This is a genomic window from Pseudoduganella sp. S-14, assembly GCF_049913285.1.
Lineage (GTDB): Bacteria > Pseudomonadota > Gammaproteobacteria > Burkholderiales > Burkholderiaceae_D > Rugamonas.
In genome coordinates this window covers 42498-66306 of the sequence record NZ_CP183991.1, presented here as the reverse complement: position 1 = coordinate 66306, position 23809 = coordinate 42498, and the positions used below count along the sequence as shown (strand labels likewise).

At 62.6% G+C, this 23809-nt stretch carries 20 protein-coding genes and 1 pseudogene; 13 read left to right on the top strand and 8 right to left on the bottom strand.

Annotated elements, in window-relative coordinates; translation table 11 throughout:
- The first annotated feature begins 151 nt into the window (after window positions 1-151).
- From ACN9MZ_RS00295 to tssF, 11 genes are all read left to right on the top strand, one after another.
- The gene (locus ACN9MZ_RS00295; protein WP_426340368.1) at window positions 152-646 is read left to right on the top strand and encodes a (2Fe-2S)-binding protein; all 495 of its coding nucleotides are present in this window, start codon (window positions 152-154) and stop codon (window positions 644-646) included.
- Window positions 643-2829, top strand: a complete 2187-nt coding sequence (locus tag ACN9MZ_RS00290; protein ID WP_426340367.1) for a molybdopterin cofactor-binding domain-containing protein — start codon at window positions 643-645, stop codon at window positions 2827-2829. The genes ACN9MZ_RS00295 and ACN9MZ_RS00290 overlap by 4 nt, the downstream gene beginning before the upstream one ends.
- Before the next feature lie 98 nt (window positions 2830-2927).
- Window positions 2928-3290 (top strand): sulfur oxidation c-type cytochrome SoxX, encoded by a 363-nt coding sequence (gene soxX, locus ACN9MZ_RS00285; RefSeq protein ID WP_426340366.1) that lies wholly within the window; start codon window positions 2928-2930, stop codon window positions 3288-3290.
- A complete protein-coding gene (locus tag ACN9MZ_RS00280) occupies window positions 3287-3730 on the top strand; it encodes a SoxY-related AACIE arm protein (protein ID WP_426340365.1) in 444 nt (147 codons plus the stop codon). The genes soxX and ACN9MZ_RS00280 overlap by 4 nt, the downstream gene beginning before the upstream one ends.
- Window position 3731: 1 nt before the next feature.
- Complete coding sequence (soxZ, locus tag ACN9MZ_RS00275; RefSeq protein ID WP_426340364.1) at window positions 3732-4055, top strand: thiosulfate oxidation carrier complex protein SoxZ; 324 nt, start codon at window positions 3732-3734, stop codon at window positions 4053-4055.
- 125 nt (window positions 4056-4180) lie between these two features.
- Window positions 4181-4858 (top strand): sulfur oxidation c-type cytochrome SoxA, encoded by a 678-nt coding sequence (gene soxA / locus ACN9MZ_RS00270; protein WP_426340363.1) that lies wholly within the window; start codon window positions 4181-4183, stop codon window positions 4856-4858.
- Window positions 4855-5157, top strand: coding sequence for a c-type cytochrome (locus ACN9MZ_RS00265; RefSeq protein ID WP_426340362.1), 303 nt, complete (start codon window positions 4855-4857; stop codon window positions 5155-5157). Before soxA ends, ACN9MZ_RS00265 begins: the two co-directional genes overlap by 4 nt.
- Window positions 5158-5159: 2 nt before the next feature.
- Entirely contained in the window at window positions 5160-8057 is a 2898-nt protein-coding gene (locus tag ACN9MZ_RS00260) for a ligand-binding sensor domain-containing diguanylate cyclase (RefSeq protein ID WP_426340361.1), read from the top strand.
- Between the two features lie 13 nt (window positions 8058-8070).
- Window positions 8071-9333, top strand: a complete 1263-nt coding sequence (locus ACN9MZ_RS00255; protein ID WP_426340360.1) for an NAD(P)/FAD-dependent oxidoreductase — start codon at window positions 8071-8073, stop codon at window positions 9331-9333.
- 99 nt (window positions 9334-9432) lie between these two features.
- Window positions 9433-10182: a hypothetical protein gene (locus ACN9MZ_RS00250; protein ID WP_426340359.1), complete on the top strand. Its 750-nt coding sequence runs from the start codon at window positions 9433-9435 to the stop codon at window positions 10180-10182.
- Window positions 10183-10184: 2 nt separating this feature from the next.
- Window positions 10185-11861 carry a type VI secretion system baseplate subunit TssF gene (gene tssF / locus ACN9MZ_RS00245; protein WP_426340358.1) on the top strand — a complete coding sequence of 559 codons (1677 nt, stop codon included), beginning with the start codon at window positions 10185-10187 and terminating at the stop codon, window positions 11859-11861.
- Window positions 11862-11895: 34 nt separating this feature from the next.
- On the opposite strand, the gene ACN9MZ_RS00240 is transcribed toward tssF, so the two are convergent.
- Complete coding sequence (locus tag ACN9MZ_RS00240) at window positions 11896-13905, bottom strand: neutral/alkaline ceramidase (RefSeq protein WP_426340357.1); 2010 nt, start codon at window positions 13903-13905, stop codon at window positions 11896-11898.
- A gap of 232 nt (window positions 13906-14137) precedes the next feature.
- Here ACN9MZ_RS00240 and ACN9MZ_RS00235 point away from each other — a divergent pair, with 232 nt between their 5' ends.
- Together ACN9MZ_RS00235 and ACN9MZ_RS00230 are read left to right on the top strand one after the other, a co-directional pair.
- Entirely contained in the window at window positions 14138-14440 is a 303-nt protein-coding gene (locus ACN9MZ_RS00235; protein WP_426340356.1) for a helix-turn-helix domain-containing protein, read from the top strand.
- Entirely contained in the window at window positions 14437-15786 is a 1350-nt protein-coding gene (locus tag ACN9MZ_RS00230; RefSeq protein WP_426340355.1) for a HipA domain-containing protein, read from the top strand. Before ACN9MZ_RS00235 ends, ACN9MZ_RS00230 begins: the two co-directional genes overlap by 4 nt.
- On the opposite strand, the gene ACN9MZ_RS00225 is transcribed toward ACN9MZ_RS00230, so the two are convergent.
- The 7 genes and pseudogenes from ACN9MZ_RS00225 to ACN9MZ_RS00195 form a co-directional block, all read right to left on the bottom strand.
- Window positions 15772-16959 carry a DUF3322 domain-containing protein gene (locus ACN9MZ_RS00225; protein ID WP_426340354.1) on the bottom strand — a complete coding sequence of 396 codons (1188 nt, stop codon included), beginning with the start codon at window positions 16957-16959 and terminating at the stop codon, window positions 15772-15774. The genes ACN9MZ_RS00230 and ACN9MZ_RS00225 overlap by 15 nt on opposite strands.
- A complete protein-coding gene (locus ACN9MZ_RS00220) occupies window positions 16943-20290 on the bottom strand; it encodes an ATP-binding protein (RefSeq protein WP_426340353.1) in 3348 nt (1115 codons plus the stop codon). Before ACN9MZ_RS00220 ends, ACN9MZ_RS00225 begins: the two co-directional genes overlap by 17 nt.
- A gap of 148 nt (window positions 20291-20438) precedes the next feature.
- Window positions 20439-20906, bottom strand: a pseudogene (locus tag ACN9MZ_RS00215) (DUF4194 domain-containing protein); the annotation flags it as partial.
- Window positions 20907-20934: 28 nt separating this feature from the next.
- Window positions 20935-22416, bottom strand: a complete 1482-nt coding sequence (locus tag ACN9MZ_RS00210; protein ID WP_426342979.1) for a DUF3375 domain-containing protein — start codon at window positions 22414-22416, stop codon at window positions 20935-20937.
- Window positions 22417-22425: 9 nt separating this feature from the next.
- The gene (locus ACN9MZ_RS00205; RefSeq protein ID WP_426340352.1) at window positions 22426-22743 is read right to left on the bottom strand and encodes a CcdB family protein; all 318 of its coding nucleotides are present in this window, start codon (window positions 22741-22743) and stop codon (window positions 22426-22428) included.
- Window positions 22743-22994, bottom strand: a complete 252-nt coding sequence (locus tag ACN9MZ_RS00200) for a type II toxin-antitoxin system CcdA family antitoxin (RefSeq protein WP_426340351.1) — start codon at window positions 22992-22994, stop codon at window positions 22743-22745. Before ACN9MZ_RS00200 ends, ACN9MZ_RS00205 begins: the two co-directional genes overlap by 1 nt.
- Before the next feature lie 104 nt (window positions 22995-23098).
- Window positions 23099-23743 carry a hypothetical protein gene (locus ACN9MZ_RS00195; protein WP_426340350.1) on the bottom strand — a complete coding sequence of 215 codons (645 nt, stop codon included), beginning with the start codon at window positions 23741-23743 and terminating at the stop codon, window positions 23099-23101.
- Window positions 23744-23809 lie beyond the last annotated feature (66 nt).

The window sequence follows — 23809 nt, the reverse complement described above, 5'->3', positions numbered from 1 at the left end:
ATGTGGTCATTGATATTCGGTAAGTAAAGTCTATTGATGCGACGCAGCAAAATCTTTGACCTAAGTCAAAATTGCCCGAACGAACACAAGTTAGCTAAAACGAGAGTAAGATTCGCGAATTCACATCCCACCCTATCCCCGGAGGCAGGAAATGAAATTGCACGTCAATGGCCAGGTACGCGAGTTCGAGGCTGAAGAAGATACGCCCCTGTTGTGGGTAATCCGCGAACAGCTGGGACTCACCGGTACCAAATACGGCTGCGGCGTGGCGCAATGCGGCGCCTGCACCGTGCACATTGACGGTGAACCGACACGCAGCTGCGTGCGCCCTGTCTCCAGCGTGACGGCCGACCAGAAGATCGTCACCATCGAAGGCCTGAGCCTGGACGGCAGCCATCCCGTGCAAAAGGCCTGGGCCGCGCTGGACGTGCCGCAATGCGGCTTCTGCCAGTCCGGCATGATCATGGCCGCCGCCGCGCTGCTGAAGCAGAAGAAGAACCCGACCGACGCCGACATCGACGCGGCGATGACCAATATCTGCCGCTGCGGCACCTATAACCGCGTGCGCAAGGCCATCCACGTGATCGCCAAGGGCGGCGACGTGAAGACCGCAGGCCTGGACATTGTGGAAGGGAGCAAAGCATGAGCGTCATGACCCGTCGCAGCTTCCTGGGCCGCTCGCTGGGCGCCACCGCAGGCCTGATGTTCGGCTTCCATATCCCGTTCGCAGAAGCGCAGCAGGCGCAGGCCGCCGCTGCACCAGATGCGCCCGAGATCAACGCCTGGGTCGTGGTCAAGCCGGACGACACCATCGTGGTCCGCATCGCCCGTTCCGAAATGGGCCAGGGCACGCTGACCGGCCTGGCGCAACTGGTGGTGGAAGAACTGGATGGAGACTGGAGCAAGGTCACCACCGAATACCCGTCGCCCGGCCGCCAGCTCGCGCGCAATCGCGTCTGGGGCAGCTTCTCCACCGGCGGCAGCCGCGGCGTGCGCGAATCGCATGAATACGTCCGCAAGGGCGGCGCCGCAGCCCGCATGATGCTGGTACAGGCCGCCGCCGCCCAGTGGGGCGTGCCAGCAGCCGAATGCATGGCCGCGAAGAGTGTGATCACCCACACGCCATCCGGCCGCACGCTCACTTACGGCAAGGTCGCCGATGCAGCAGGCAAGCTGCAGGCGCCCGCCGCTGCCGACATCAAGCTGAAAGATCCGAAAGACTGGAAGCTGGCCGGCAAGCGCCTGGCGCGCCTGGACACGGTCGACAAGACTACCGGCAAGCAGGTCTACGGCATGGACTTCAAGCTGCCTGGCATGTTGAACGCAGCGATCAAGGACTGCCCTGTCTTCGGCGGCAAGGTCAAGAGCTTCGACGCCGCCGCCATTGCCGGCAAGCCCGGCGTGAAGAAAGTGCTGCAGGTCGGCGACAGCGCCGTGGCCGTGGTAGCCGACACCTGGTGGCGCGCCCGCAGTGCCCTGGACGCACTGCCGATCGAATGGGACAAAGGCCCCAACGCCGGCATGAACAGCAAGGACACCGCCGCCTGGATCAAGGCCGGCCTGGATGCACCGGAAGCGGCAGTCGGCAACAGCAACGGCGACGCCAAAGCCGCCCTGGCCAGCGCCCAGCGCAAGATCGAAGCCGTCTACAGCTACCCGCACCAGAACCACGCCACCATGGAGGTGATGAACGCCACCGCCGTGTGGACCCCGGAACGTTGCGACGTCTGGACCCCGACGCAAAACGGCGAAGCCGCCCTGGCAGCGACCAGTGAAGCAGCCGGCCTGCCGCAGTCCAGATGCGACGTGACCAAGCTGCACCTCGGCGGCGGCTTCGGACGGCGCGGCGCCACGCACGACTGGGTGACCCAGGTCGTCAAGATCGCCAGGGAAATGCCGGGCACGCCCATCAAATTGATCTGGACCCGCGAAGAAGACATGCAGCACGGCCGCTACCACCCGGTCACCCAGTGCAAGCTGACCGCCGGGCTGGATGCAAAAGGCGAGGTGACCGCACTGCACATGCGCATCGCCGGCCAATCGATCCTCGCCGCGCTGTTCCCGCAGAACGTCAAGGACGGCAAGGATCCTGCAGTCTTCCAGGGCCTGAACCCGCCCGGCCCGGAAGCCTCGTTCGGCTACACCATCCCGAACCTGCTGATCGACCAGGCCATGCGCAACCCCGCCGTGCCGCCAGGCTTCTGGCGCGGCGTGAACCTGAACCAGAACACGATCTACGTCGAGTGCTTCCTCGACGAAATCGCGCACGCCACGAAGCAGGACCCGCTGGCCCTGCGCCGCAAGCTGATGAAGGACAGCCCAAAGCACCTGGCAGTATTGAACGCAGTAGCAGAAAAAGCCGGCTGGTCCAAGCCGCCGAAGAAAGGCATCTACCGCGGCATCGCGCAAACGATGGGCTTCGGCAGCTACGTCGCCGCCGTCGCGGAAGTCTCGGTCAGCAAGGACGGCAAGCTGAAGATCCACCGCATCGTTGCCGCGACCGACCCCGGCCACGCCGTGAATCCGCAGCAAATCGAAGCGCAAGTGGAAGGCAGCTTCGTCTACGGCCTGAGCGCAGCGCTATACGGCGAGATCACGATCAAGGACGGAGCAGCAGAGCAAACCAACTTCGACACCTACAACGTGCTGAAGATGGATGAAATGCCGAAAGTCGAAACGGTCGTCATGCCAAGCGGCGGCTTCTGGGGAGGCGTAGGCGAGCCAACGATCGCCGTCGCCGCCCCCGCGGTCCTGAACGCCATCTTCGCCGCCACGGGCAAGCGCATCCGCGACCTCCCGCTAAAGAACCACAGCCTGAAAAAGGCATAAGGGCAGGCGCAAAAATGCCGCCAGCCCCCAGCAGCCGCCCAGACAGGGTCAGACCCTTGGGTCTGACCCAGGTTTACCGGTGTTTGCTTGCAGCCCTGTTGACGCTCAACACCGCCCAAGCCCAGGAAGGCAACGCAGAATCCGGCCGCGCCATCGTCGCCAACCGCCAGCAAGGCCTCTGCCTCCTCTGCCACAGCGCCCCCATCCCCGAGGAACGCTTCCAAGGCAACCTGGCCCCCGACCTCGCCGGCGTCGGCGACCGCTACACCAAGTACGAGCTCCGCCAGCGAATTGCAGACAGCAGCGCCATCAACCCCAGCACCATCATGCCCTCGTACGCCAAAACCACCGGCCTGACGCGCGTGGCCCCCGCATACCGCGACAAGGCCATCCTCACCGCGCAGCAAATCGAAGACGTCGTCGCCTACCTCGTCACGCTCAAGGCCGCAGACAAGAAATGACCACCCGCCGCCAACTCCTCGCCGCGTTGCCGCTACTGGCGCTAGTCCGCCCCGCCCAAGCGACGCCCGCCGAGATGACAGCCGCCATCGCCGCCTACACCAGCAACGCCAGCATCCAGCGCGGCCGCGTGCAGATCGACATCGCCCAACTGATCGACAACGGCAACGCAGTCCCGATCACGGTAAGGGTCGACAGCCCGATGACCGAGCAAGCACACGTCACCGACATCGCCATCTTCAACGAAAAGAACCCGCTGCCCGACGTCGTGAGATTCAAGCTGACGCCCCTGGCCGGCAAGCCAGAAATCAGCACCCGCATCCGTCTCGCCACCAGCCAGACGCTCACCGCCCTGGCCCGCACCAGCGACGGCCAATGGTGGCAGCAGACAGTCGACGTGATCGTCGCCCTGGCCGCCTGCGTAGAAGGGGAGCCTATCTGACATGGCCAGCGCCCTGATCCACATGCCCGCCAGCGCCAAGCCCGGCGAGATAATCGAAGTACGCGCCCTGGTCGCCCACACGATGGAAACCGGCTTCCGTCCCGGCCCCGACGGCAAGCCCCTGCCGCGCGACATCATCCGCAAGTTCGAATGCCGCTACAACGGCAAGCAGGTCCTCAGCGCCGAGCTGCACCCCGCCGTGAGCGCCAACCCGTATATAGCCTTCTTCGTCAAGGCAACAACCAGCGGCCCGTTGGAATTCACCTGGACCGGCGACAACGCCTTCACCCAAACCGAAACAAAGCAGCTGCAGGTGCAACCATGAGGTCCATCGCCGCTTTGCTACTAACGCTTGTCACCACCACCTGCCTGGGCGCAGACAGGGTCGGACCCTATGGGCCTGACCCAGGTTTACCGGTTTTAAAAGACCGCCAATCCGGCCGCGAATACATGTCCCCCGCCACGCAAGCGATGCAAGCCGACGACACCCAAAACCCCGCCATGCTCTGGGTCGCCAACGGCGAAGTGCTCTGGCGCACCGCCCCCATGGGCGGCAACGGAAAATCCTGCGCCACCTGCCACACCGACGCCAAGACCAGCATGCGCGGCGCAGCCGCAAGATTCCCCCGCTTCAGCCAATCAGCCGGCAAGGTGATCACGCTAGCCGACCAGGTCAACCAATGCCGCACCGGCGCCCTGAAAGCCGCACCGCTGAAGCCCGAATCCCCCGACCTGCTGGCCCTGGAAACCTACATCGCCCTGCAAAGCCGCGGCATCCCCCTGACACCGGCAACGGACAAGGAAACAAGACAAGCCGCAGAACGAGGCCAAAAACTTTTCACCACCCGCATCGGCCAGCTGAACCTGAGCTGCGCCCAATGCCACGACAACAATGCAGGCAAACGCCTCGCCGGCGCACCAATCCCCCAAGGCCACGCCAACGCGTATCCCATCTACCGCCTGGAATGGCAAGGCGTAGGAAGCCTGCAACGCCGCCTGCGCAACTGCATGAGCGGCGTGCGAGCCGAAGTCCCGCCTTACGGCGCCCCCGACCTGGTTGACCTCGAATCCTATCTCGCCCTGCGCGCCCAGGGCATGCCGCTAGAAACCCCAGGAGTCCGCCCATGAAGACAATCGCCGCACTGATGCTCGCGCTGTCCGCCACGCTCCCCGCCGCCGCCGCAGAGGCGATCCCGAACGGCGCGCGCCTCGCAGCCAGCTGCACCGGCTGCCACGGCACCAACGGCGCCACGCAAGGCAACGCGCTGCCGCCGCTGGCCGGCCAGCCCAAAGACCGGCTATTGGCTGCGCTGAGGGACTTCAAGTCCGGCAAACGCCCCGCCACCATCATGACCCAGCTCGCCAAAGGGTACACTGACGAACAAATTGAAATATTGGCAGCGTATTTCGCCGGCCAGAAAAAGTAAAAATGCGATTCAAACTGGCCCATAGCCTGCTGGCTGCGGCGTTGGCGCTGACCACAGGTGGCGCAGGTGCCCAGCACATCTCCTTACAACACTTCGGACAAAGCGAAGGCCTCGGCAACCTGTCGCTCACGGCACTGGCCCAGGATGCCAGCGGCTACCTGTGGGCAGGCACCGAGAATGGCCTGTTCCGCTACAACGGCGCAGAATTCCGCCGCTATGGCAGCACGCAGGGAATGGACGACACCTTCGTCACCGCCCTGCACAGCAGCTCGTCCGGCGCGCTATGGATCGGCAATCACACAAGCCTGTACCGGCTGCAGCAGGGCCGCCTGGTTCCCGTGCTATGGGAGGGCAAGAAGCTGCCCGTATGGCCGCTCCAGCCCATGGCGGAAAGCCCCGCCGGTGAAACGCTGCTGGCAAGCGAAGGCGACCTGTTCGCTCTGGCCGCAAAGGGCGACCGCACCAGTATCCGCCTGTATTTCGACGCCGCCACGCTGCAGGCGCACGCCGAACTGAAATCGGTCCGCAGCGTCCACGTCGACGACAAAGGCACGCTGTGGATGGCATGTAAGGAATCGCTCTGCCAGGCCAGCGGAAAAGATATCCGCGTATTCAGCGAACAGGAAGGCCTGCCGCACGACCAATGGACCAGCATTGCAAGCGACAAGGCCGGCAACCTCTGGATTCGCAGCGAGAAGCGCATCTTCACGCTGCCCCAGGGCGCAACGCGCTTCGTGGACCGCACGCCGACGCAAGACGTAATGCGCAAGCACATGCTGCGCAGCGAGCTGCACATCGACGACAGCGGCAACGTGCTGACCAACGCCGATAACGGCCTGCTGCGCTGGCGCCAGGGCCGCTGGGAGACCTACGGCAAGGAGAACGGCCTTGATGCCGGCGGCGGCGTTACCGACATCCTGCGCGACCGCGGACGTGGCACCTGGCTGGCAACGCGCGGCCGCGGCCTGCTGCACTGGCGCGGCTACGGCAACTGGGAAAGCTGGACCATGCAGCAAGGACTGCCGGATGACGTGATCATCTCCGTCAAACGCGACGGCGAAGGCCGGCTGCACGTAGGCACCCGTTCCGGCCACGCCGTGATGGAGCCGGGCGCGAACGGGTTCACGACGCCGCCAACCCCGCCGGCCCTGGTCGACCAGCAATGGTCCACCATGGAAACGGACCGCAACGGCAGGCTATGGGCCGGAAGCTATTCCGGCATGCTGATGCGCTACCTGCCGGACACCCGGAAGACCGAACTGGTCGCCCGGCTGCCCTTTATTTCCCAGGTGCTGGCCGACCGCAAGGGCCAGCTATGGCTCACCACCTGGAATGGCGTCTACACCCTGCCCGACAATGCGCCAGCCGGCACGCAACCGCAAGTGGTGAAGATGCCGTCCGCAAACCGCCACCCCGAAAACCCGGTCGGCCCGGGCTGCATGGACGCGCAGGGCGGCATCTGGCTGCCCAGCCAGTCCGACATCCTGCATTACGACGGCAACGCGTGGAAAGTGCTGGAATTCGGCGCCGCATTAGGCGATGGCACCTTCGACGGCATCGCCTGTTCGCGCAACGGCACCCTGTGGGCCAGCACCGGCGGCACGCTGTGGCGCCTGAAAGTGCAGGGCGAAGCAAAGGCGACACGCATCGAAGCCCCGGTGCTGCGCGACCGCACGATGTACGCCTTGTTCGAAGGCAGCCGCGGCTGGCTCTGGATCGCCACCGACGCCGGCTTCGCCGTCTGGAATGGAAGCCGCTGGCGCATGCTGAACCAGACCCACGGCCTGGCGTGGAATGACCTCAACGGCGTGGGCTTCTACGAGGACAATGACGGCTCGATGTGGATCGTCACCAGCAATGGCCTGTCCCACGTGCTGCGCCCGGAAACCCTGTTCGACGTGAGCACACCGGAAGCCGTGATTGAAGAAGCCCTGCGCGGCGGCCGCCCGCTGGCAGCAAATGCCGGGCGCCTGCCATGGTCGCAGGACCCGGTGGTATTCCGCCTCGCCAGCCTCCAGTTTGAAGGACGGCAAGGCCTGCGCTACCGCTACCGCCTGGCCGGCATGGAAGACCAGTGGAACGAATCGGTGCTGCCAGAAATGCGCTACGCCGCGCTGCCTGCCGGCGACTACCGCTTCCAAGCCATGGCCGTGGATGTGGAAGGCGCCGTGCAGCCGAAACCTACCGAACTCGCATTCGCCATCGCTCCGCCGTGGTGGCGCAGCTATCCCTTCTATGCACTGTGCGCTGCGGCCGTGATTTTCGGCTTCCTGCTGTTCCACCGCATGCGGCTGCTGGTCCACAAGCGCCACGAAGCAGAGCTGGAAGCCATGGTGCAGGAGCGCACGCGCGAACTGGAAGAGGCGCAGGAAGCGCTGCGCGTCAGGGCGCTGAAAGATGCCCTGACACGCACCTGGAACCGCGGCGCGATGATGGAAATCCTCGAGCGCGAAATCGGAAAATGCCAGCGCACGGGCGAAAGCTTCGTGCTGGTCCTGCTCGACCTGGACTTCTTCAAGCGCGTCAACGACACGTACGGCCACCTGGCCGGCGACGCCGTGCTGGTGGAAACATCCCGGCGCCTGATCGCTGCAACGCGCTCCTACGACGCCGTAGGCCGCTATGGCGGTGAAGAGTTCATCGTGCTGCTGCCAGGCCTGACCCTGCCAGCCGGCGCTGCCCGCATCGAAACCCTGCACCGGGCTATCCGCAGCGACCCGGTCGACATCGGCGGCGAGGCAGGCCTGCCGGTGACCGCCAGCTTCGGCGTGGTGGCGTTCACGCCGCAATGGCAGGTAACAGCTACCGAGCTGCTGCACCTGGCGGACGAAGCCCTGTACCGATCGAAACGCGAAGGACGCGACCGTATCAGCTATGTGGAAGATGCAATGCAAACCTGATTGAGGAGGCACCATGGACCGTCGCACATTTGTGCAAGCAGCAATCCTCACCGCCACGACCGGCTGTGCCAGCATCGGCGGCCAGGCCAGGCCGCGCGTAGTGGTCGTCGGCGGCGGCTACGGCGGCGCTACAGCCGCCAAGCATGTACGCCTGTGGAGCCAGGGCAGCATCGACGTCACACTGGTTGAACCGAACGCCAGCTTCGTCAGCTGTCCGCTCTCAAATCTTGTGCTGGGCGGCTCACGCAAGCTGCAAGACCTGACCCGCAGCTACGACGAGCTGCAGCGCAGGCACGGCGTGAAGCTCCTGCACGACAGCGCCTCCAGCATCGACCCCGAAAAGCGCACCATCAAGCTGCTAAGCGGCGAAGTCCTCAGCTACGACCGCCTGATCCTCAGCCCCGGCATTGAGTTCCTGTGGGGCGAGCTGCCCGGCATGAGCGTGGAAGGCGCCCAGGACAAGATCCTGCACGCGTGGAAAGCCGGCCAGCAAACAACAGCCCTGCGCAGCGAGCTCGAAGCCATGCCCGACGGCGGCGTATTCGTAATGACCGTGCCCCCCGCACCCTACCGCTGCCCGCCCGGCCCCTATGAACGCGTTTGCCAGGTAGCCCACTACTTCAGCCAGCACAAGCCGAAATCCAAGGTCCTCCTGCTCGACGCCAACGAAGACGTGGTCAGCAAAGGCCCGCTGTTCAAGAAGGTCTGGAAAGAACGCTACGCCGGCATCATCGAGTACCGCCCGAGCTTCAAGACGGTGGACGTGGACGTGGCCGCCCGCACCGCTCTCTCCGAACTGGGCGACAAGGTAAAGGCCGACGTGCTGAACGTGGTGCCGCCCCACCGGGCCGGCGTGATCGCCGCGCAGACCGGCCTGGCCAACATTAACAAGCGCTGGTGCGAAGTCGACTTCATCACCTTCGAATCCACGCAGGCAAGGAACATCCACGTGATCGGCGACGCCATTCAGGTTTCCCCGCTGATGCCCAAGTCCGGCCACATGGCCAACCAGCACGCCAAGGTCTGCGCCGCCGCCGTGGTCGACCTGCTAAACGGGCGCGTGCCCGAGCAGACGCCATTGCTGACCAACACCTGCTACAGCTATGTAAGCGACAAGGATGTGATCCACGTCGCCAGCGTGCACGTCTACAACGCTGAAAGAAAGACACTGCTGGTCGTCCCCGGCAGCGGCGGCATCAGCCCCGGCCCCAGCGAACTCGAAGCGCACTACGCAAATAGCTGGGCGCAGAACATCTGGAGCGACATGCTTTCCTGATCACAGCCCGCTACACCTTTGCTCCACCTCAAACGCTGCTGAACCCTTGAGTGCCACCATTGTCAGGCCCAGCTCCTGACCAATGGTGACCTCATGCCCATGCCACGACCCACCGTACAGCACAGCCCCAATCTCTGGCACTTTTCCGCCCTGGTCTGGGGCACTTCGCTCCTGCTGCTCTCGTTGTTTGCAATGCCCATCAGCGTCAACCCGCTTGGCTTGCGCCTGCAACTCTGCCTGGCAGCTGCGCACCTCGGCGGGGTCTTCTACATGTGGCGGCTCGCAAGGCGCGGCAACCCCGAGCGCCTGATGGACATCGCCATCATCACGCTGGTCTTCATCTACATCGTCCCACTGTGCATGCTTGCCGCACCCGTGATTGTGCTGGCGGCCTATGCGATGCCGGCAGATGCCTGGCTGACGGTCATGGCAATCATGGCCGCATGCGCCGTTGTGCTGGCACTCGTGCGGCTCTGGAGCACAGCTACCGACAAGCACACCGGCCACTGTTTTGAAACAGTCTTGGCAGAGCAATTGAAAGGCGCCGCCATCACCGCCAGGTCGCTAGGCGGATTGCTCAACCACGTAGGCCCCAACGCCACCGAGCCAAGCCGCATTGACGGCTGGTCCATGATCGCCGCCACTGCCGCCGGTGCGCCCATCCTTGCGGCCAGCATTGACTACGACCGCGCCAGCGGCAGCCTCGCCATCTGCGCCATCGCCGCCACGCCCATGGCGATGCATGCCTTCTCCCGCATGGTGGTGCACGCATTCCTGTGGATCTTCCGCCTGCACCGGTTCGAACGCGAAACAGGCATGAAGATCGTCGTCAACCTGCGCGGCAGCTGATCATGGATAAGCTTCTTCAGCACTACGAGCGGGAGCTTGGCCAGCTGCGCCAGGCCACGCGCCGGTACGCCGATGCTCATCCCGCCACCGCCGCCGCGCTTGAACTGGCAGCGGATGGCAGCACCGATCCCGAAGTGGAGCGCCTGCTGCAATCGATCGCGCTACTCAATGCCAGCATGCAGCAATCAATCGAGAGCGGCCGCAGCGACTTTCACAAAGCCCTCCTGCAAACGCTGCAGCCGCATTACCTGCGGGCGCTTCCCGCAAGCGGAATCATCCAGGTCGACACATCGGCCGTCCGGCCTAACGAGATCAACGCGGCCAGCCACCTGCCACGCGGAACCATCCTGCGCGCCGGGGCCAGCAAATTCGCCACTGCCTACGACGTTTGCATCGCCCCCATCGCGATTGCCGGCGCCCGGTTCCAGCCGACGATCGACCTGCCCGCAACCCTGCGGCTCCCTGGTGAAGCCACCTCTGCCCTTTGCCTCAGCCTGGAAGCCACAGCAGCAAGCGCCACATTCGACCAGCCGCCCATGCCCACGCTTCGCCTGTGGGTGAACGGCGATTCGCTGCTGCGCGCTGTCCTTCTCGATGCCATCCTGTTGCAAAGCCTCTGCGTTTGCCTCGAGGCCGAAGGCGATTGGCGCCTGTTGCCGGCATCGCCATTCACTCTGGGCGGCATTGGAAGCGAGGAAGCCCTGCTGCCGCGGAACCCCGGCCAGCAAAGCCCGCGTCTCCTGGCGGAGCTTTTCCATCTTCCGCAGAAGTTCGACTTCCTCGACCTTGACCTGCAGGCCATCTCCGCCCTCTGTCCACCCAGGTGCAGGCGCTTCACGTTGCACATCGTCCTGCCCACCTGCGACCCCGAGCTTCGCCAGGCCAGCGCAGCAAACTTTCGGCTGGCATGCACGCCGGTCATCAATCTCTTTCCGCAGGCCGCCGCGCCGATTCGCCTGGATGGAAGAAGTGAATCCTACCCGGTTGCACCGAGCCAGCCAGGATGCGCGATCTACAGCATAGACAAGGTCTCGATCATGAGCCGCAACGGCGACCGTGTGCTGCCGCCTTTTCACGGTACCGCACACTCCGAGGCCGGCCCCTACTGGCAACTGGACGAGCAGGAAGGCTTCGCGCTTGCTTTCGTAGACCGCGAACAGCGGCCCGCCCGGCTGGAAACAGGAACGATTTCCGTGCAGCTAACGTGCACCAGCAATGAACTGCCGCAGCCTGGCGCCAGCCTGACAACGGAGGCAAGCGCCGGCGGGGTTCCGATACGCTTCATGCACGGCCCGTCAAGCGCGCGCCACCTTTCCAGTCCTGGCGATCTATGTGACAGCCTCTACTCGCAGGACGCGGCCCTGCCAGCCTTCCGCAAACTGCTGCAGCTACACGGCTGCCCCTACGTAGAAAGCCTGGAGACCCTGGCCGCCAAGCCAGCCACAGCCTGGATGGAGCATCCGATGGGGCGGCTCCATATGCACGGAACAGAATTTACCTTGCTGGTCGATGAAGCTGAGCTGCGCGGCCATAGCCTCCACATTCTTGGCGAGATCCTGGCCATGGCGCTGGCCGACAAGCTGCGCGAGAACCGCTTCGTCCGGCTCCGCATCGCCAATCAGCAGGGCCGGATCGTGTTCCTTTCCACTCACCGCGCCGGCACGCGAGCGCTTGTCTGATTCAGCTGGTCCGGACTTTGATGACGATCAACGCTTAGTTAACCTGGAATGTCCGGCTGGTGCCCGTCAAGCCGTAGACGGCGCCATTCCAGCCGTTCTTGTAGTCCCCATAATGCCGGATACGATACTGCCCGGCCGCCGCATCGGCAGGAATGGTCCAGCCAATGACCGCCTGCGAAGTGCCCCACACCGGGTCGATCCTCACCCAGCGATAGCTGGTGTTCCAGTCTCCATCCACCGCCACGGTACGCCACGCCGAGCCATCCCAGCGTTGTATTTCCAGGAAGGTGCCGTTCAGGCGCAGGTTATTCTTTGGATGTCCCGTCCAGAACGAAACTTCAACACGCTGGCCGCGTGAATAATCCGCATTCGCCTGCTGGACCACATCGCCAAAACTCTTAAAGATGGGCGTGTTATCCAGCACCACTCCGGTCTGGAACGACATCTGGTTGCCGCTCAAATCCCGCACCGCAGCGCTGCCGCCAGCTGCAGTCCCTTGCCGGATCGCCGTCGCCAGCTCATGGAAGCTTTGCTGGTAAGCCCCCAGCGTCCACTTGCCGAAATGCGTGGAAGCGCCCTCGTAATGCTGCGCGTCGTATTCCTCCGGCGTGGTCACATAGCCTGAATAGGCGTTCGCATACCCGGCAAAGACCACGTGCTTCACGCTATCCCCCAACGCCGCCTTGACCGTCTCGCGCACGCGCCGGCCGGACATGATGGTGAACTCGCCCGGCGCGGCAATAATCGCCAACTGCCCGATCCGCACGATGGAAACCGGCAGCACCTCCGGCGACCAGGGGAAGGGCGTTTGCGTACCGGTCGACAGCAGCACCGGCTTGACGCCCTGGCAATCGCGCACCCACTGCGGAGCCGGCGCGATGATGCCGCCCAGCGCCTGGAAGAACGGATTGCCCGTCAGATCGCCCTCATTGAAGCCATCCAGCCCGCGCCCATCCTCCGTGCCCGCCGCGAAAGCGCTGCCAATGGCAGCCGGACAAGTGCTGCGCGCCACGCCATCCGCAAAGCGCGCCTCCACGGTGACGCGGGAAAAATCGATATAGCGCTGCCGGTAATCCACAGGCCCCGCCAGCGGCTCCAGCGCGCCGTTGTAAATGGCCAGCGCCTTCTGCAACTGCCGCTCGCCGATGATGCGCGTGTTATCCAGTTCACTGGCCGTAGGTCCGGTGCCGTCCAGGTTCAGGTTCGGCGTCATGTCGCCCGCATTCGACTGCGCGAAGGCCGCCACAAAGTCGCCATCCGAGTTATAGCGCACGCCCTTCAGGTCATGCTCCCAGCGCCACTCCGCATAACCCTTGTTGTCCGGCGTGATCAAGCGGTTCAAAGGCGTCATCGACACGCCATGCGTGGCGAACCAGCTGATCATGCCCACGTCGTTGCTGCCCTGCTTGAAGCGCAGCACCGTCATCTCCGGATCGATATTGCGCCCCCAGCGCTCGCGCTCCGCCTGCGGATTGCGCAGGTAGGCCGGGTTCGAACGGTTATTGCTGGCATCCGTCAGCTCGCCCTTGCCGATCGCGATGCTGCCCGGTTTCAGGTCGCGGTGCGCCTTGTCGATGGCCGCGACGATGCCGCTGACAATCGCATCGAAGGTGCGCTGGTTGAAACCATAGGTAGTGAAGTTGTACAGCGCGTAGTGCGAGAACCCACCCGGCCCGCCGTGCGTATGCGTGGCGGACAGGATCACATTCTCCGCCGAATACAGGCTGCCATACCGCGCCTGCAACTGCTGCAGCACCGCCTGCTGCACGCCCTGGAACACCATGCCCAGGTCATTGTTGACGAAGACCATGCGCTTGCCGCTGGCCTGGTCCACTACGATGAAAGCCCGCGCCCGCTGCCGCATATGGATGCCGGCCGTCACCTGCGAGGTCGACCCATATCCCATCATGCCCACTTCTGCTGCTTCGCCGGTGATGTCGGACATACCGCGTCCGACGAGGAAAGGATCTGCAAATGCCGTGCTACAAACCACGCCTGCGCCCAACAGAGAAACCAGGCGCACGAACCGAAAATATTTCGTCATGACCGTCCCCTTTGCCGCTGCTGTTTGAAAAACGACGAACTGGGAGAATAACAGTGTTTTCACTTTCCCCGATGATCTTGGTGAAAACGCGACAGTAGCAAGCAAGAAGCCTATTGTTTCGGAATATGAGAAATTTGTGCATCGGTGCACTGGATATTGGGCAAATTTCGGTAAATCAGAAATACCTGGAATATACTGATTATTGTCATCAGACTTTCTGAAATTCCGAAATATGAGCCAAACTACCTTTCCGCCCCTGCCCGCTGTGCAGCTTGTACGTGAGATGGCCGACGTCGGCCGGCAAGTGAGAGCGCACCGCAAGCAGCAAGGACTACGCATTGACGACGCCGCAGCGCTGAACGGCGTATCGGTAGACTTGTTGTCTCGCCTCGAAAATGGCGCCGGAGGCATTCGCACCGACAAGCTCCTGGCGGTGCTGGACGGCCTTGGCCTTGCCCTGGTCATTGCACCGAAGGATCACGAGCTTCTCCAACGCCTGCCCGCAGACAGGCTCGCCGGCGACGAGGCGAAATGAATCAGCCAAAACACCAACTAAGCCTTTGGCTGCACAAGCGTCATGTCGCGGATATTGGCTACGACCCGCTCAACGAAGCCTGGTCCTTGCGCTACACGGACGAATGGTCGCAAGACCGCCAGGCATTTGCGCTCTCACCGGCCCTGCCGCTTCACGCTGAGTGCAGTTCGGCCTCGATCCGCCGCTTCATCGAGAACCTGCTGCCCGAGGGCCGCGCGCTGGATATCGTGGCATCGGCACAAGGCGTCGCAAAGAGCAACGTATATGGCCTGATTCGCGCACTGGGCGCTGAAACCACGGGCGCTTTCAGATTCCTGCCGTACGGCGAAGATGGCAGCACAGAGCCTGCGAGAATCCTTCCTCGCGAGATCTCCCTTGCGGAGCTGGACGAGCGCATTGGTGAACGCGAAACCCGTCCCCTCGTGGAATGGCACGGCAAGGTCCAAATGTCGGTCGCCGGTCACCAGGACAAACTTCTGGTCTATGCGAGCGGCGAGCCGGGCGAAACGCCAATGTTCCTGCCTGACTTCCCGTTGGCCTCCACCCATATCCTCAAGCCGGAGCCGGCCGACGCACGCCTGCCCCATATGGTCGCCAACGAGCATTTCTGCATGACGTTGGCAAGGCGCATTGGCCTGCCGGCTGCCAGCGTAAGCATCTTTCGCACACCCCGGCCAGTACTTGCAATCGAGCGTTTTGACCGCGTAGCCCACAACGATACAAGTGGCGCATGGGTGGAGCGCAAGCACATCATCGATGCCTGCCAGTCCAGCGACCTGTCGGCAGCATACAAATACGAACGCAATATCGGCAGCGTAGGCGAGGCTGCGCTGTATCGCGATGGCGTCAGCCTCCCCCGGCTCTTCGGCTTGCTTGAACACGCAACCCGCAAGGCCGTCGACCGGCTGGCAATGCTGCGTTGGGCACTGTTCCAGTTGGTGATCGGGAACAGTGACGCCCATGGGAAGAATTTTTCGTTTTTCGTGCACAGGTCCGGCCTGCAAGCTGCGCCCTGGTATGACCTGGTGAGCGTTGTGCAGTACCCGCAGTTTTCTCACGACCTGGCCATGGCGATTGGCGACGAATTCAATCTGGATCAAATCAAGGCGTTCTCGCTAGCCGACTTTGCCCAGCGCTGTGGAATCGATCGGCAGCTGCTGGTGCGCGAGTGCCGCCGTATGCGTGTTGGGGTCAGACAGCATGCCGCAGAGGTGGCAAATAGCCAGCTTTATCTGGCGGAGGAGAGGGCGCTGGTGAACAAGATTGTGGAGCTTGCCCTGACACAGTCCGAATGGTTGGAAACAATGTCCCGGGAGGCGAGTAGCATTCCATCAGATCTGCTCTGACGACACGCTCCTCTGGCGCTGGGCGCCTAATGCCTGCAGGACTACTTGCCACGAGATACGTTCCTGCTCCAGCCTTACGCAGTGGCCCCAGCGATGCTCTCGCAGACCCTGGTAGACAATACGCTCCGCCGGCTGGAGGAGCGGCAAGTCTTCCGCCACGGATTGATCTACTTCTCTCGTCCACAGTGAAGAAAACTGCAGCAAAGTCGCTTCGTCCATCAAAAGCGATTGCAACTGCGGCAAATGGGAACGGGCGCGATGCAGGATCGCGTATCCATGTGTGTCGATATCGCCCCAGTAGATGCCTTTGCAGCCGCGGATCCACGGAATATGCGACAGCACGTCGACGTTGTAGCCCAAGGCTACCAGCGCAACGGTGCCCGGCATGTCGGGAAGTGCCAGTCCTGATTGCAGGTTCTCAACTATTAGCACAGTCGAAGGATTCAGCGCCATGCTGGCCAGTTGCCCTACGGGTGCACTGATGTCGCACAAACCACCGCACCGTGCGCGCAATGCAGGGTCGAGAATCCGAATTTGCGCGAAGGGCGGCAGCGGCTTCAACCCGCTCAAGCTGTGGAAGTCTTCGCCGTTGCCATCCAGCCCCCGCATGCTGGCCAGCAGCTTCGCAAGCAAGCCTTTGCGAGGCTCGATCCATTTGGTATCCACGCCAGATATTGGAAGTTGCCTGGGATAGAGCATGGAACGCGGATTAGCCTCCAGCCATTCCAGCACGCGCAGCAGGCGCGAAAAATCGGCATCCTCGATATCGGCGAGTACGTTGAAAAGGCGGGAAGCAGCCTGCGCCAGCTGGGGCCAATGCCGGGACAGGTCCTGGAAACGGCCTTCGGCGAGGTGCCACCGGTCTAGTTCGCCGATCCAGGCGCAGACTGCTCGCGGCCCATCCAGCCGCAAGGCCTCCGGCAAGCGTTGCGTGCCGAGCAGGCGCCAGCGGCGTTCCACCCACTGGACGTCGCCTTCGCCACTCCAATTGCGCCAGGCGCCAGCCCACTCCCGCACAGCGTCGACCTGCTTCAGCGCCTCTGCCTCGCTCGGTGGGCCGAGCGGAATCACCAGGGGCCACTGCAGCGAAGGATCGCCGGCAACCAGCCACTCGCGATGCTTGCCTGCAAATCGCTTCTTCAGCAGGGAGCGAACATCATCCGGCAGCTTCAAGGGATGCCTCGGCGCGTACATCGGTGGTCAATTTCAGCTTTCGCTGTCCTTCATCATATTCGATCAGCAATACGCCGGATTCCCGCCGGTCGCGGATCGCGACGAAGCATGCGCCGCCGATGAATGGCTCCAGGGTCATCACCGATTTCAGTGGCGTAGCGACAATCATCTGGAAGCCGAAGTTGGCAAAAATATTCATGGCCAGGGCGGTGAATTCGTTATCGGCCTTGTCAAAGGCCTCATCGAGCACCACTGGCGCGTAAACCGGGACGCCGCTCTCGCTCCCGCCAAGCTGGTAGCGCAGTGCAGCCGCGAGCACGGTGGTCGCCAGCTTCTGCCGCTGGCCGCCCGACTTGCCGGCGCCGCTCTCCAGCACGTCCTGCTCGACGCCGTTCCCGTCGTACTCCCTGCCGATGAATTCGACATGCAGGCGAACATCCAGCACCGATTCGCGCCAGCGACGAAGCTCGGCATCCTGGCTGGAGAGGCGGTCCACCAGCTTGCGCAGCTCGATGAATCTTGCTTCGGCTGCTTCCGGATCGTCATGCCATGCGTTGCTGAGCGCATCCAGGATGTCCTGCTTGAACTGCCGCACTTCCGGCAATTGCCGGTCTTTCGGCTGGATCTGCAAGTACGTCGTGCGCTCCTCATTCCGGTTGAAGGGCACCTGGCGCAAGCTTTCGTTCACCACCTCCATGCGCGCCAGGATGGCCTTGCGGGCATCGTTCAGGTAAGTGTTCAAGGCGGCCAGGTTCTGGTGGCTCTGGTTGCGCAACAGGTCGAAGAAGCGTTGCTCATGGGCTGGCAAGCCATCGGTTTCCAGCCGCGTGAGCTTGGTGAAGAAGTCCGCTGCCGATGCCAGCGCTGCATCCAGCCCGTCGGCGTCGGCGCGCCAGGTGCTGATGAACGTGGCGAACTGCGCCTCGACGAACTTGCCGCAGTCGCCGATGCTTTCGCTAAGTTTCAGGATGTCGTCCGAAATGCCCTTGCGTACCACCCGGTCTGCATGGTCGACGTCTTTCAGGGCAAGTGGCTGCGGCAGGCGAAGATAGCGCTCGTCCAGGCCCTGTTGCTGGTGCGGCGTGAGGCGGATGATGGAAGGATCCTGTTGCGCGGCGCCAAGCTGCTTTTCATGCAGGTCAATATCCCGTTGCCTTGACAGCAGCGCTACCTTTTCACTCTCCAGCGCGTCTGCTGCCTGCTTCACCAGTTCACGCTGCTGGCGCAGCCGATCGTCGATTGCCTGCAGGTTGGAGTTGCCGTCGCGGATGGCGCCAAGCTGGCGGTCGATGGCGCCAATGCGCAGCACCAGCGGCTCGGCCTCGATCTCGTGCCACTGGAGGTTGACCAGTGTCTGGCACTGCAGCACGCGCAGCGCCGCATCGCGCCGCTGCTTGCCAAGCGCCGACAGCCGGACTTCCAGCGCCTGCTGCTGCTGCCGCAGTTCCTGCTCCTGCTGCTCGTAAAGCCCGAGTTTTTCCCTGTTATCGAATCCGAGGACCCAATAGCGCCTGTCGTTGACGTTGCTGCGGTCATCTTTCTCATGCCGTGCACGGTTATGTTTGACCTGGCCTTCCCGCGTCAGCGCCCGCTCGGCAGCGCCGCGGAAGGCGCGCATTGAATCCACGCATTCGTAGTCAAACCGTTGGCGCAAATCGGCCTGCAGCCACTCCGCAAAGCGGCCGCTCTTCACATTCAGCTTGGCGACCAGCGAGCTTGCCCGCAGTGGCCGCCCTTGTGGCAGCTCCGCGCGTCCGGTGCGGAAGTAGACCAGCTTCTGGCCAAGGTTGGCGTCGTTGACGTGGTTGGCCAGGGCCGCGTAATGTTCCTCGTCCGCGAGGATGGACAGCGCAAAGCCGTGCAGTACGCGTTCGATGGCGCCGCGCCACTGCGATTCTTCCGGTTTTACCTCCATCAGTTCCCCGACGAAGGGCAGGGCATCCTGGCCCACGCCCAGGGCAGCCGCCAGTTGCCGCCGCATTTCAAGCACGTGCGCCGGAATGCTGCTCGGCTGGCGCCGTAACGATTGCAGTTCCTGCTGCACCTCGTCGCGCTTGCGCTTGACGTCATCGCGTGCCCGGTTCAGCTCCAGCAGTTGGTCATCGCCGGAAGCGCACTGATGCCAGTCATCGAGGATCTGCCGCGCCTGGCCGACCAGCGCGGCGAAGCCATCGGGCGAGCCGTCAAACGTCCAGTCGAGCGCATTGCAGGCATCAACCGCCTGCTTGCGCTTGGCCATGCGCCCGATGCGCTGTTCCTCCACCAGGCGGCGCTCGACTTCCAGCTGTTCGATGCGGTCGCCGCCGGCCGCGCTGCGTTGCAGCTCCAGGTCGCGCAGGGCCAGCTCACGATTGTCCTGGGAGCTGCGCAGTTGCTGCACGCGGCCGGACAGACCGTCCACCTCGATGCGCAAAGCAGCTATATGTTGCGCCAGCAGCTTGATGCGCATCAGCTCGCGGTAGCTATGCAGACCTGCTTCCAGCTCTTGCAGGCCGTTGCGCTCGAGCTTCAGCGAATCCATCTCGTGGTGCCGTACACGAGCCGGCGCCAGCGTTTGCACCTGTCGGCGCGCGGTAACCACGGACTGGTGCGCGGCATTCAGCTCCCCGAACTCGCTGACCAGGCGGTCCGCGACCTCGAAGGTTTCCGGCTTGTCCAGCATGAAGTCGCGCAGGAAGGTGTTCAGGTCGCCCACGTTCTTGGCCGACTGTGTCTTGTGCAGCAGGCGCAGCGTCATTTCACTCTCGATGCCCAGCAAGCGGCAGAAGCGCTCGCAGTAGGGGCGAAACTCGTCCTTGATGTGGGCATCGGAAAAAGACTGCTTCAGCTTGCGGATATCGAAGTTGGTGCTGCCGAAGTCCTGCAGCTCGCGCAGGTCGAACGCGCGTTCGAAGATCAGGAATACGCGTTTGACATCGGTGTTGGCATTGCTGTTGCCGCGTAGCCAGAATAGCTGCAGCAGCACCACGTCCTGGCCATTGTTGTTGTGGTAGTGCAGGGCGATGGCGGACCAGGTTGTGGTGCCGCCGCGCAGGTAGCGCGTTGTGGTCACCCCGGAAGCGCTATCGCTTTGTGCAGACCAGGCACCGCGGATGTAGCTGACCAGGTTGCGGTCGCGTCCAGTGCGGTCGGCCTCGCGCGCGGCAGCATTGAAATCGACCCAGCGCGGTGGCACCAGCAGTGCGGAAAACGCATCCAGCAAAGTTGACTTGCCGGCGCCGGACGGGCCAACGATCAGGAAACCGCGCTCGCTGATCGGGATCTCGTGCAGGCCGCTGAAGGTACCCCAGTTGAAAACCTGGAGACGGGCCATGCGGAACTGGTCGTTCATTCCTCGTCCTCGCTGTCGTCCAGCGGTTGGGATCCAATGCGGGAGACTCGCCTGCGGCCATGGCCTCATACAAGGCAGCCAGCGCCACAATCTCCTCGGCGGTGAACAGCAGCTTCAGCGTCGGCGAAATCTCGAAGCGGTCCTCGCTGGAGCGGATCTTCTGCAGGATATTGTGCTTTTTCATCTTCTCGATGGAAGCTGCGATACGCTTGGTGAAGCCGGCACGGTCGGTGCTGGCGGCGCGCTCATATAACACCAGGTTCTCCACCATCTCGTCGCGCGCCACCACGGCACGGTCGCCGTGCGTCTCGGCCTGCGTCAGCCGCTGGCGCAGGAACAGGACCAGCACCGAATCGATGAAGGTTAGCTGGGCGCGGCGCAACAGGATCGGCACCTCTAGGTCCCCGGCGTCCGCCTGGCGCGTAAATGCCACCTGCATGTCGCGGTCGATTACCAGGTCCAGGAACAGGTCATGCAGGCGGCGCTGGAGCACTGCCTCGTCGCGCAGAAGCACCGGCCACAACTTGGGATGGCGGCGCCCCTCCAGCGAGGGGCCGGACAGAAGTTGCACCAGTACGCGGCGCGTATCCAACGGCAGCTCACCGGTATCGTTCATGAAAAGAACGGTCGATGCCGGCGCAGCATCAGCCGGCGCTGCCGCCGGTTCTGGCAAGTCCATCCTGTTGATCCTTGAAGAAGTAGATGGCCGGTATTGTAGCCTTGCGCTGCACATTGTCGTTGCCCACCCAGGCGACGGTCTCGCTGGACTTGGCGACCATGCCATAGCGGCTGCCCAGTGACAGCAGGCCGATCACGCTGCCCAAGCCCTGGGCCGCAGGATATGCGGACAACACGTCGGCGATGGAACACTGGGAACGCGTAGCCAGTAGCGACTGGACATTGACCGCCAGTGTGCGAAAGTCGATCTCCGACTGGGCGACCAGCTCGCCGATGGCCGCCAGGTCGATCGGCGGTGCGGCCGCTTCGCCCATTCGGTCAGGCAGTGCCTGCAACGCCGGATCGTGCAGCACCCATTGCGACAACGACGACAGCCTGCTGCTGGTGAGTTCCAGTGTGTAGTTCAAGGTGTCCGTTGCCTTGACCTCCTCTTTCAGGGCAAGGGCGGAGCGCTGGGCGGAGCGCAGCAACTGGGTAAGGCGGCGCTGCTCCATGAATTCACGGCTCTGGACGAAGTGCTTAAGGCTGCGGGCGAACGACTGCAGCACCTCGTGCACGATACCGCCTTGCTCCAGCAAGGTTCGGGTCAGCCGCAGCAGGAATTTACGCTCGGCCGGATCCAGTGCGGCGACAAACTCGCGCGACATCAACTGGTCCAGGGCGTCTTCCAGGTTGGCGGACTGCACCGGGTCGGTCAGCAGACGCCAGAAAGCCGAGAAAGTGCGGCCTGCGTCGCTTTCGCTGATCAGGTCGATTCCGGCAAACAAGGAATCAAGCACTTCACCCCGGCTGCCATCGTTGTCCATGATGCGCTCGCGCAGCTCTCGGTTCAATTGTTCGAACTGGTCGCGCACCCGGCGGAAATCGCCTGCCAGGTTATCGGCCAGCGCAATGATCTCGCGCGTGCGCTCCAGGGCGGCTGCTTCCGGCAGGAGGATGGTTTTGCCGTGCTCGATGTCGGCAATTTCGTGCTCGATACGTTCCTGCTCCGCGCGCAATCGCGCCACGCGGCGGCTCTTGTCCGAATCCGTATCGTCGGACAGCTTGGACAGGGCATCAATCACTAGTCCCAGCCGGCTTTCGGTGGCGGCACTATGCGGCTTGGCCAGGCTGGACACGAAGCGTATCGCCTCGACGGTAGACGTTGCGAGCTCGTACTCCTCTTCCTTCGAGCCGGGTGGAAAGCGTCGTTCGAGATAGCCATCCGCCAGCCAGGAAGCCGCATATTGCTGCGCGGTTTGCGGCCAGTCTTCGCCGAGGTTGCGCAGGCGTTCCAGTTCACGCTCAATCCGTTCGTGGAAGAGCGACGCCGGCAAGCTGCGCTCACTCTCGTATAAATGGGTTTGCAGCAGCGCGATGACGGTCGGCCCGTTGCCGGCCGCCAGCAGTCGCCATAAGGGCTGCTGCCGCATTTGGCGGTAGGCCGCTAGCGCTTTGTCCGGTTTCATCATATGACTTCAATATGCGCCGAAGACCCGATCCAGCGCTGTCTGGATAACAAATTGGCTATCCCTTGCCGAGGCAACCCTGGTTTTCAGCTCTCCCAACGGGATAGCGCCGAGTTGCGGTGTGTCCAGCACGTAGTCCTCGCCATCGATCGAGATGAGGGGAAACAGGTCCGGTGGCAAAGTAACCGCGGGAAAGTCCGCCAGAGGACGTAGCGGCACCACAATCCTCGTCGCCAGCCCACTAATGACATTGCTTTGCACGTCGACCAGGTATGGAATATTGCGATGGTTCCGCCCAGGGTTGAGGTAGATGTCGAAGCGAGCCATCAGAACGCTCGCCATTCCTGCAGGGTTACTCCTTCCTCGGCTACCCGTTTGTTATAGGCGTCGAGAAAGCTGGCATGTTCCTCGTTCCATTGCTGTTCCCTTCGCGCCAGTATTTCTTCTCGCAAACGCTGCTCACAGACTTGCGAAATATTGATCCCCAGGCTCTTGGCGGCGTGATACACGTCCATTGAGAGAGTGATATTGGTCGCCTTTTTACCTGGCAGCTTGGGTACGGAAGGTGCAGGTTTCATAAGAGTCCAGTGCGCATCAAATGTGATGGGTCCAATGCGCATTATACGCCCACATATCATGCCAACGCTGATGTAACGACGGCTGCCTTCGTTTAAGCACGGGCTTACTCGGTGCTGGAGCCTCGCCTGTGCGAGTTCGGCCGCTCCGCTGTGAGTAGCTTTCCTGTGTGTCTTTCTTGGTTGGCAACAAGCTTTTCGGCACATCTTATACGTACCGTTTCGCGCAGGGATAGATAAGCATACGGCCATAGCGTGATGAACAGGGCGATGAAAAGCATCACTCCATTGTTCGGGCTCAATTGAAGGGAGCTTGACAGGATTAGCGGCGAAAATACCAAGATGGTAATTCCAAGGTAAAACAAAAAGAAACCGGCGAGTCTACACTTCCTTGCAATAGTTTGCCTGTACTTTAGCTTGAAATTGACTTGTAACGCTCCGGCGTCGGGAAGATGCTCCAGGTACTTTCGGCCAAGGACGTAATTCTTCATGACTTTGTCTGGATTCGTCAGGGAAATCAGGTATTCGATTTCATCCGCGCTCATGCTGGCGTCACCCGCGATAGCTTTGTAGCCCTGCTCCCTGGCGAGGGGATGCATCTGCGGATCGGCCTTCAATTCCTGCAGAAATTCCCTTGTAAAACGATACTCTTCCCGCATTCGCCCACGCTTGCCAAGCATCAGCTCAAGAATCAGTTTTGCGGCGCCGATTGTGCCGACAGCGAGCATGCCAAGTTTAATCAGTGTTTCCATTGCCTCGTCTCCTTAGTCCGATCTGCGGCACCTTTGCAGAATGTATACGGCGCGCAGTCTTGAAAA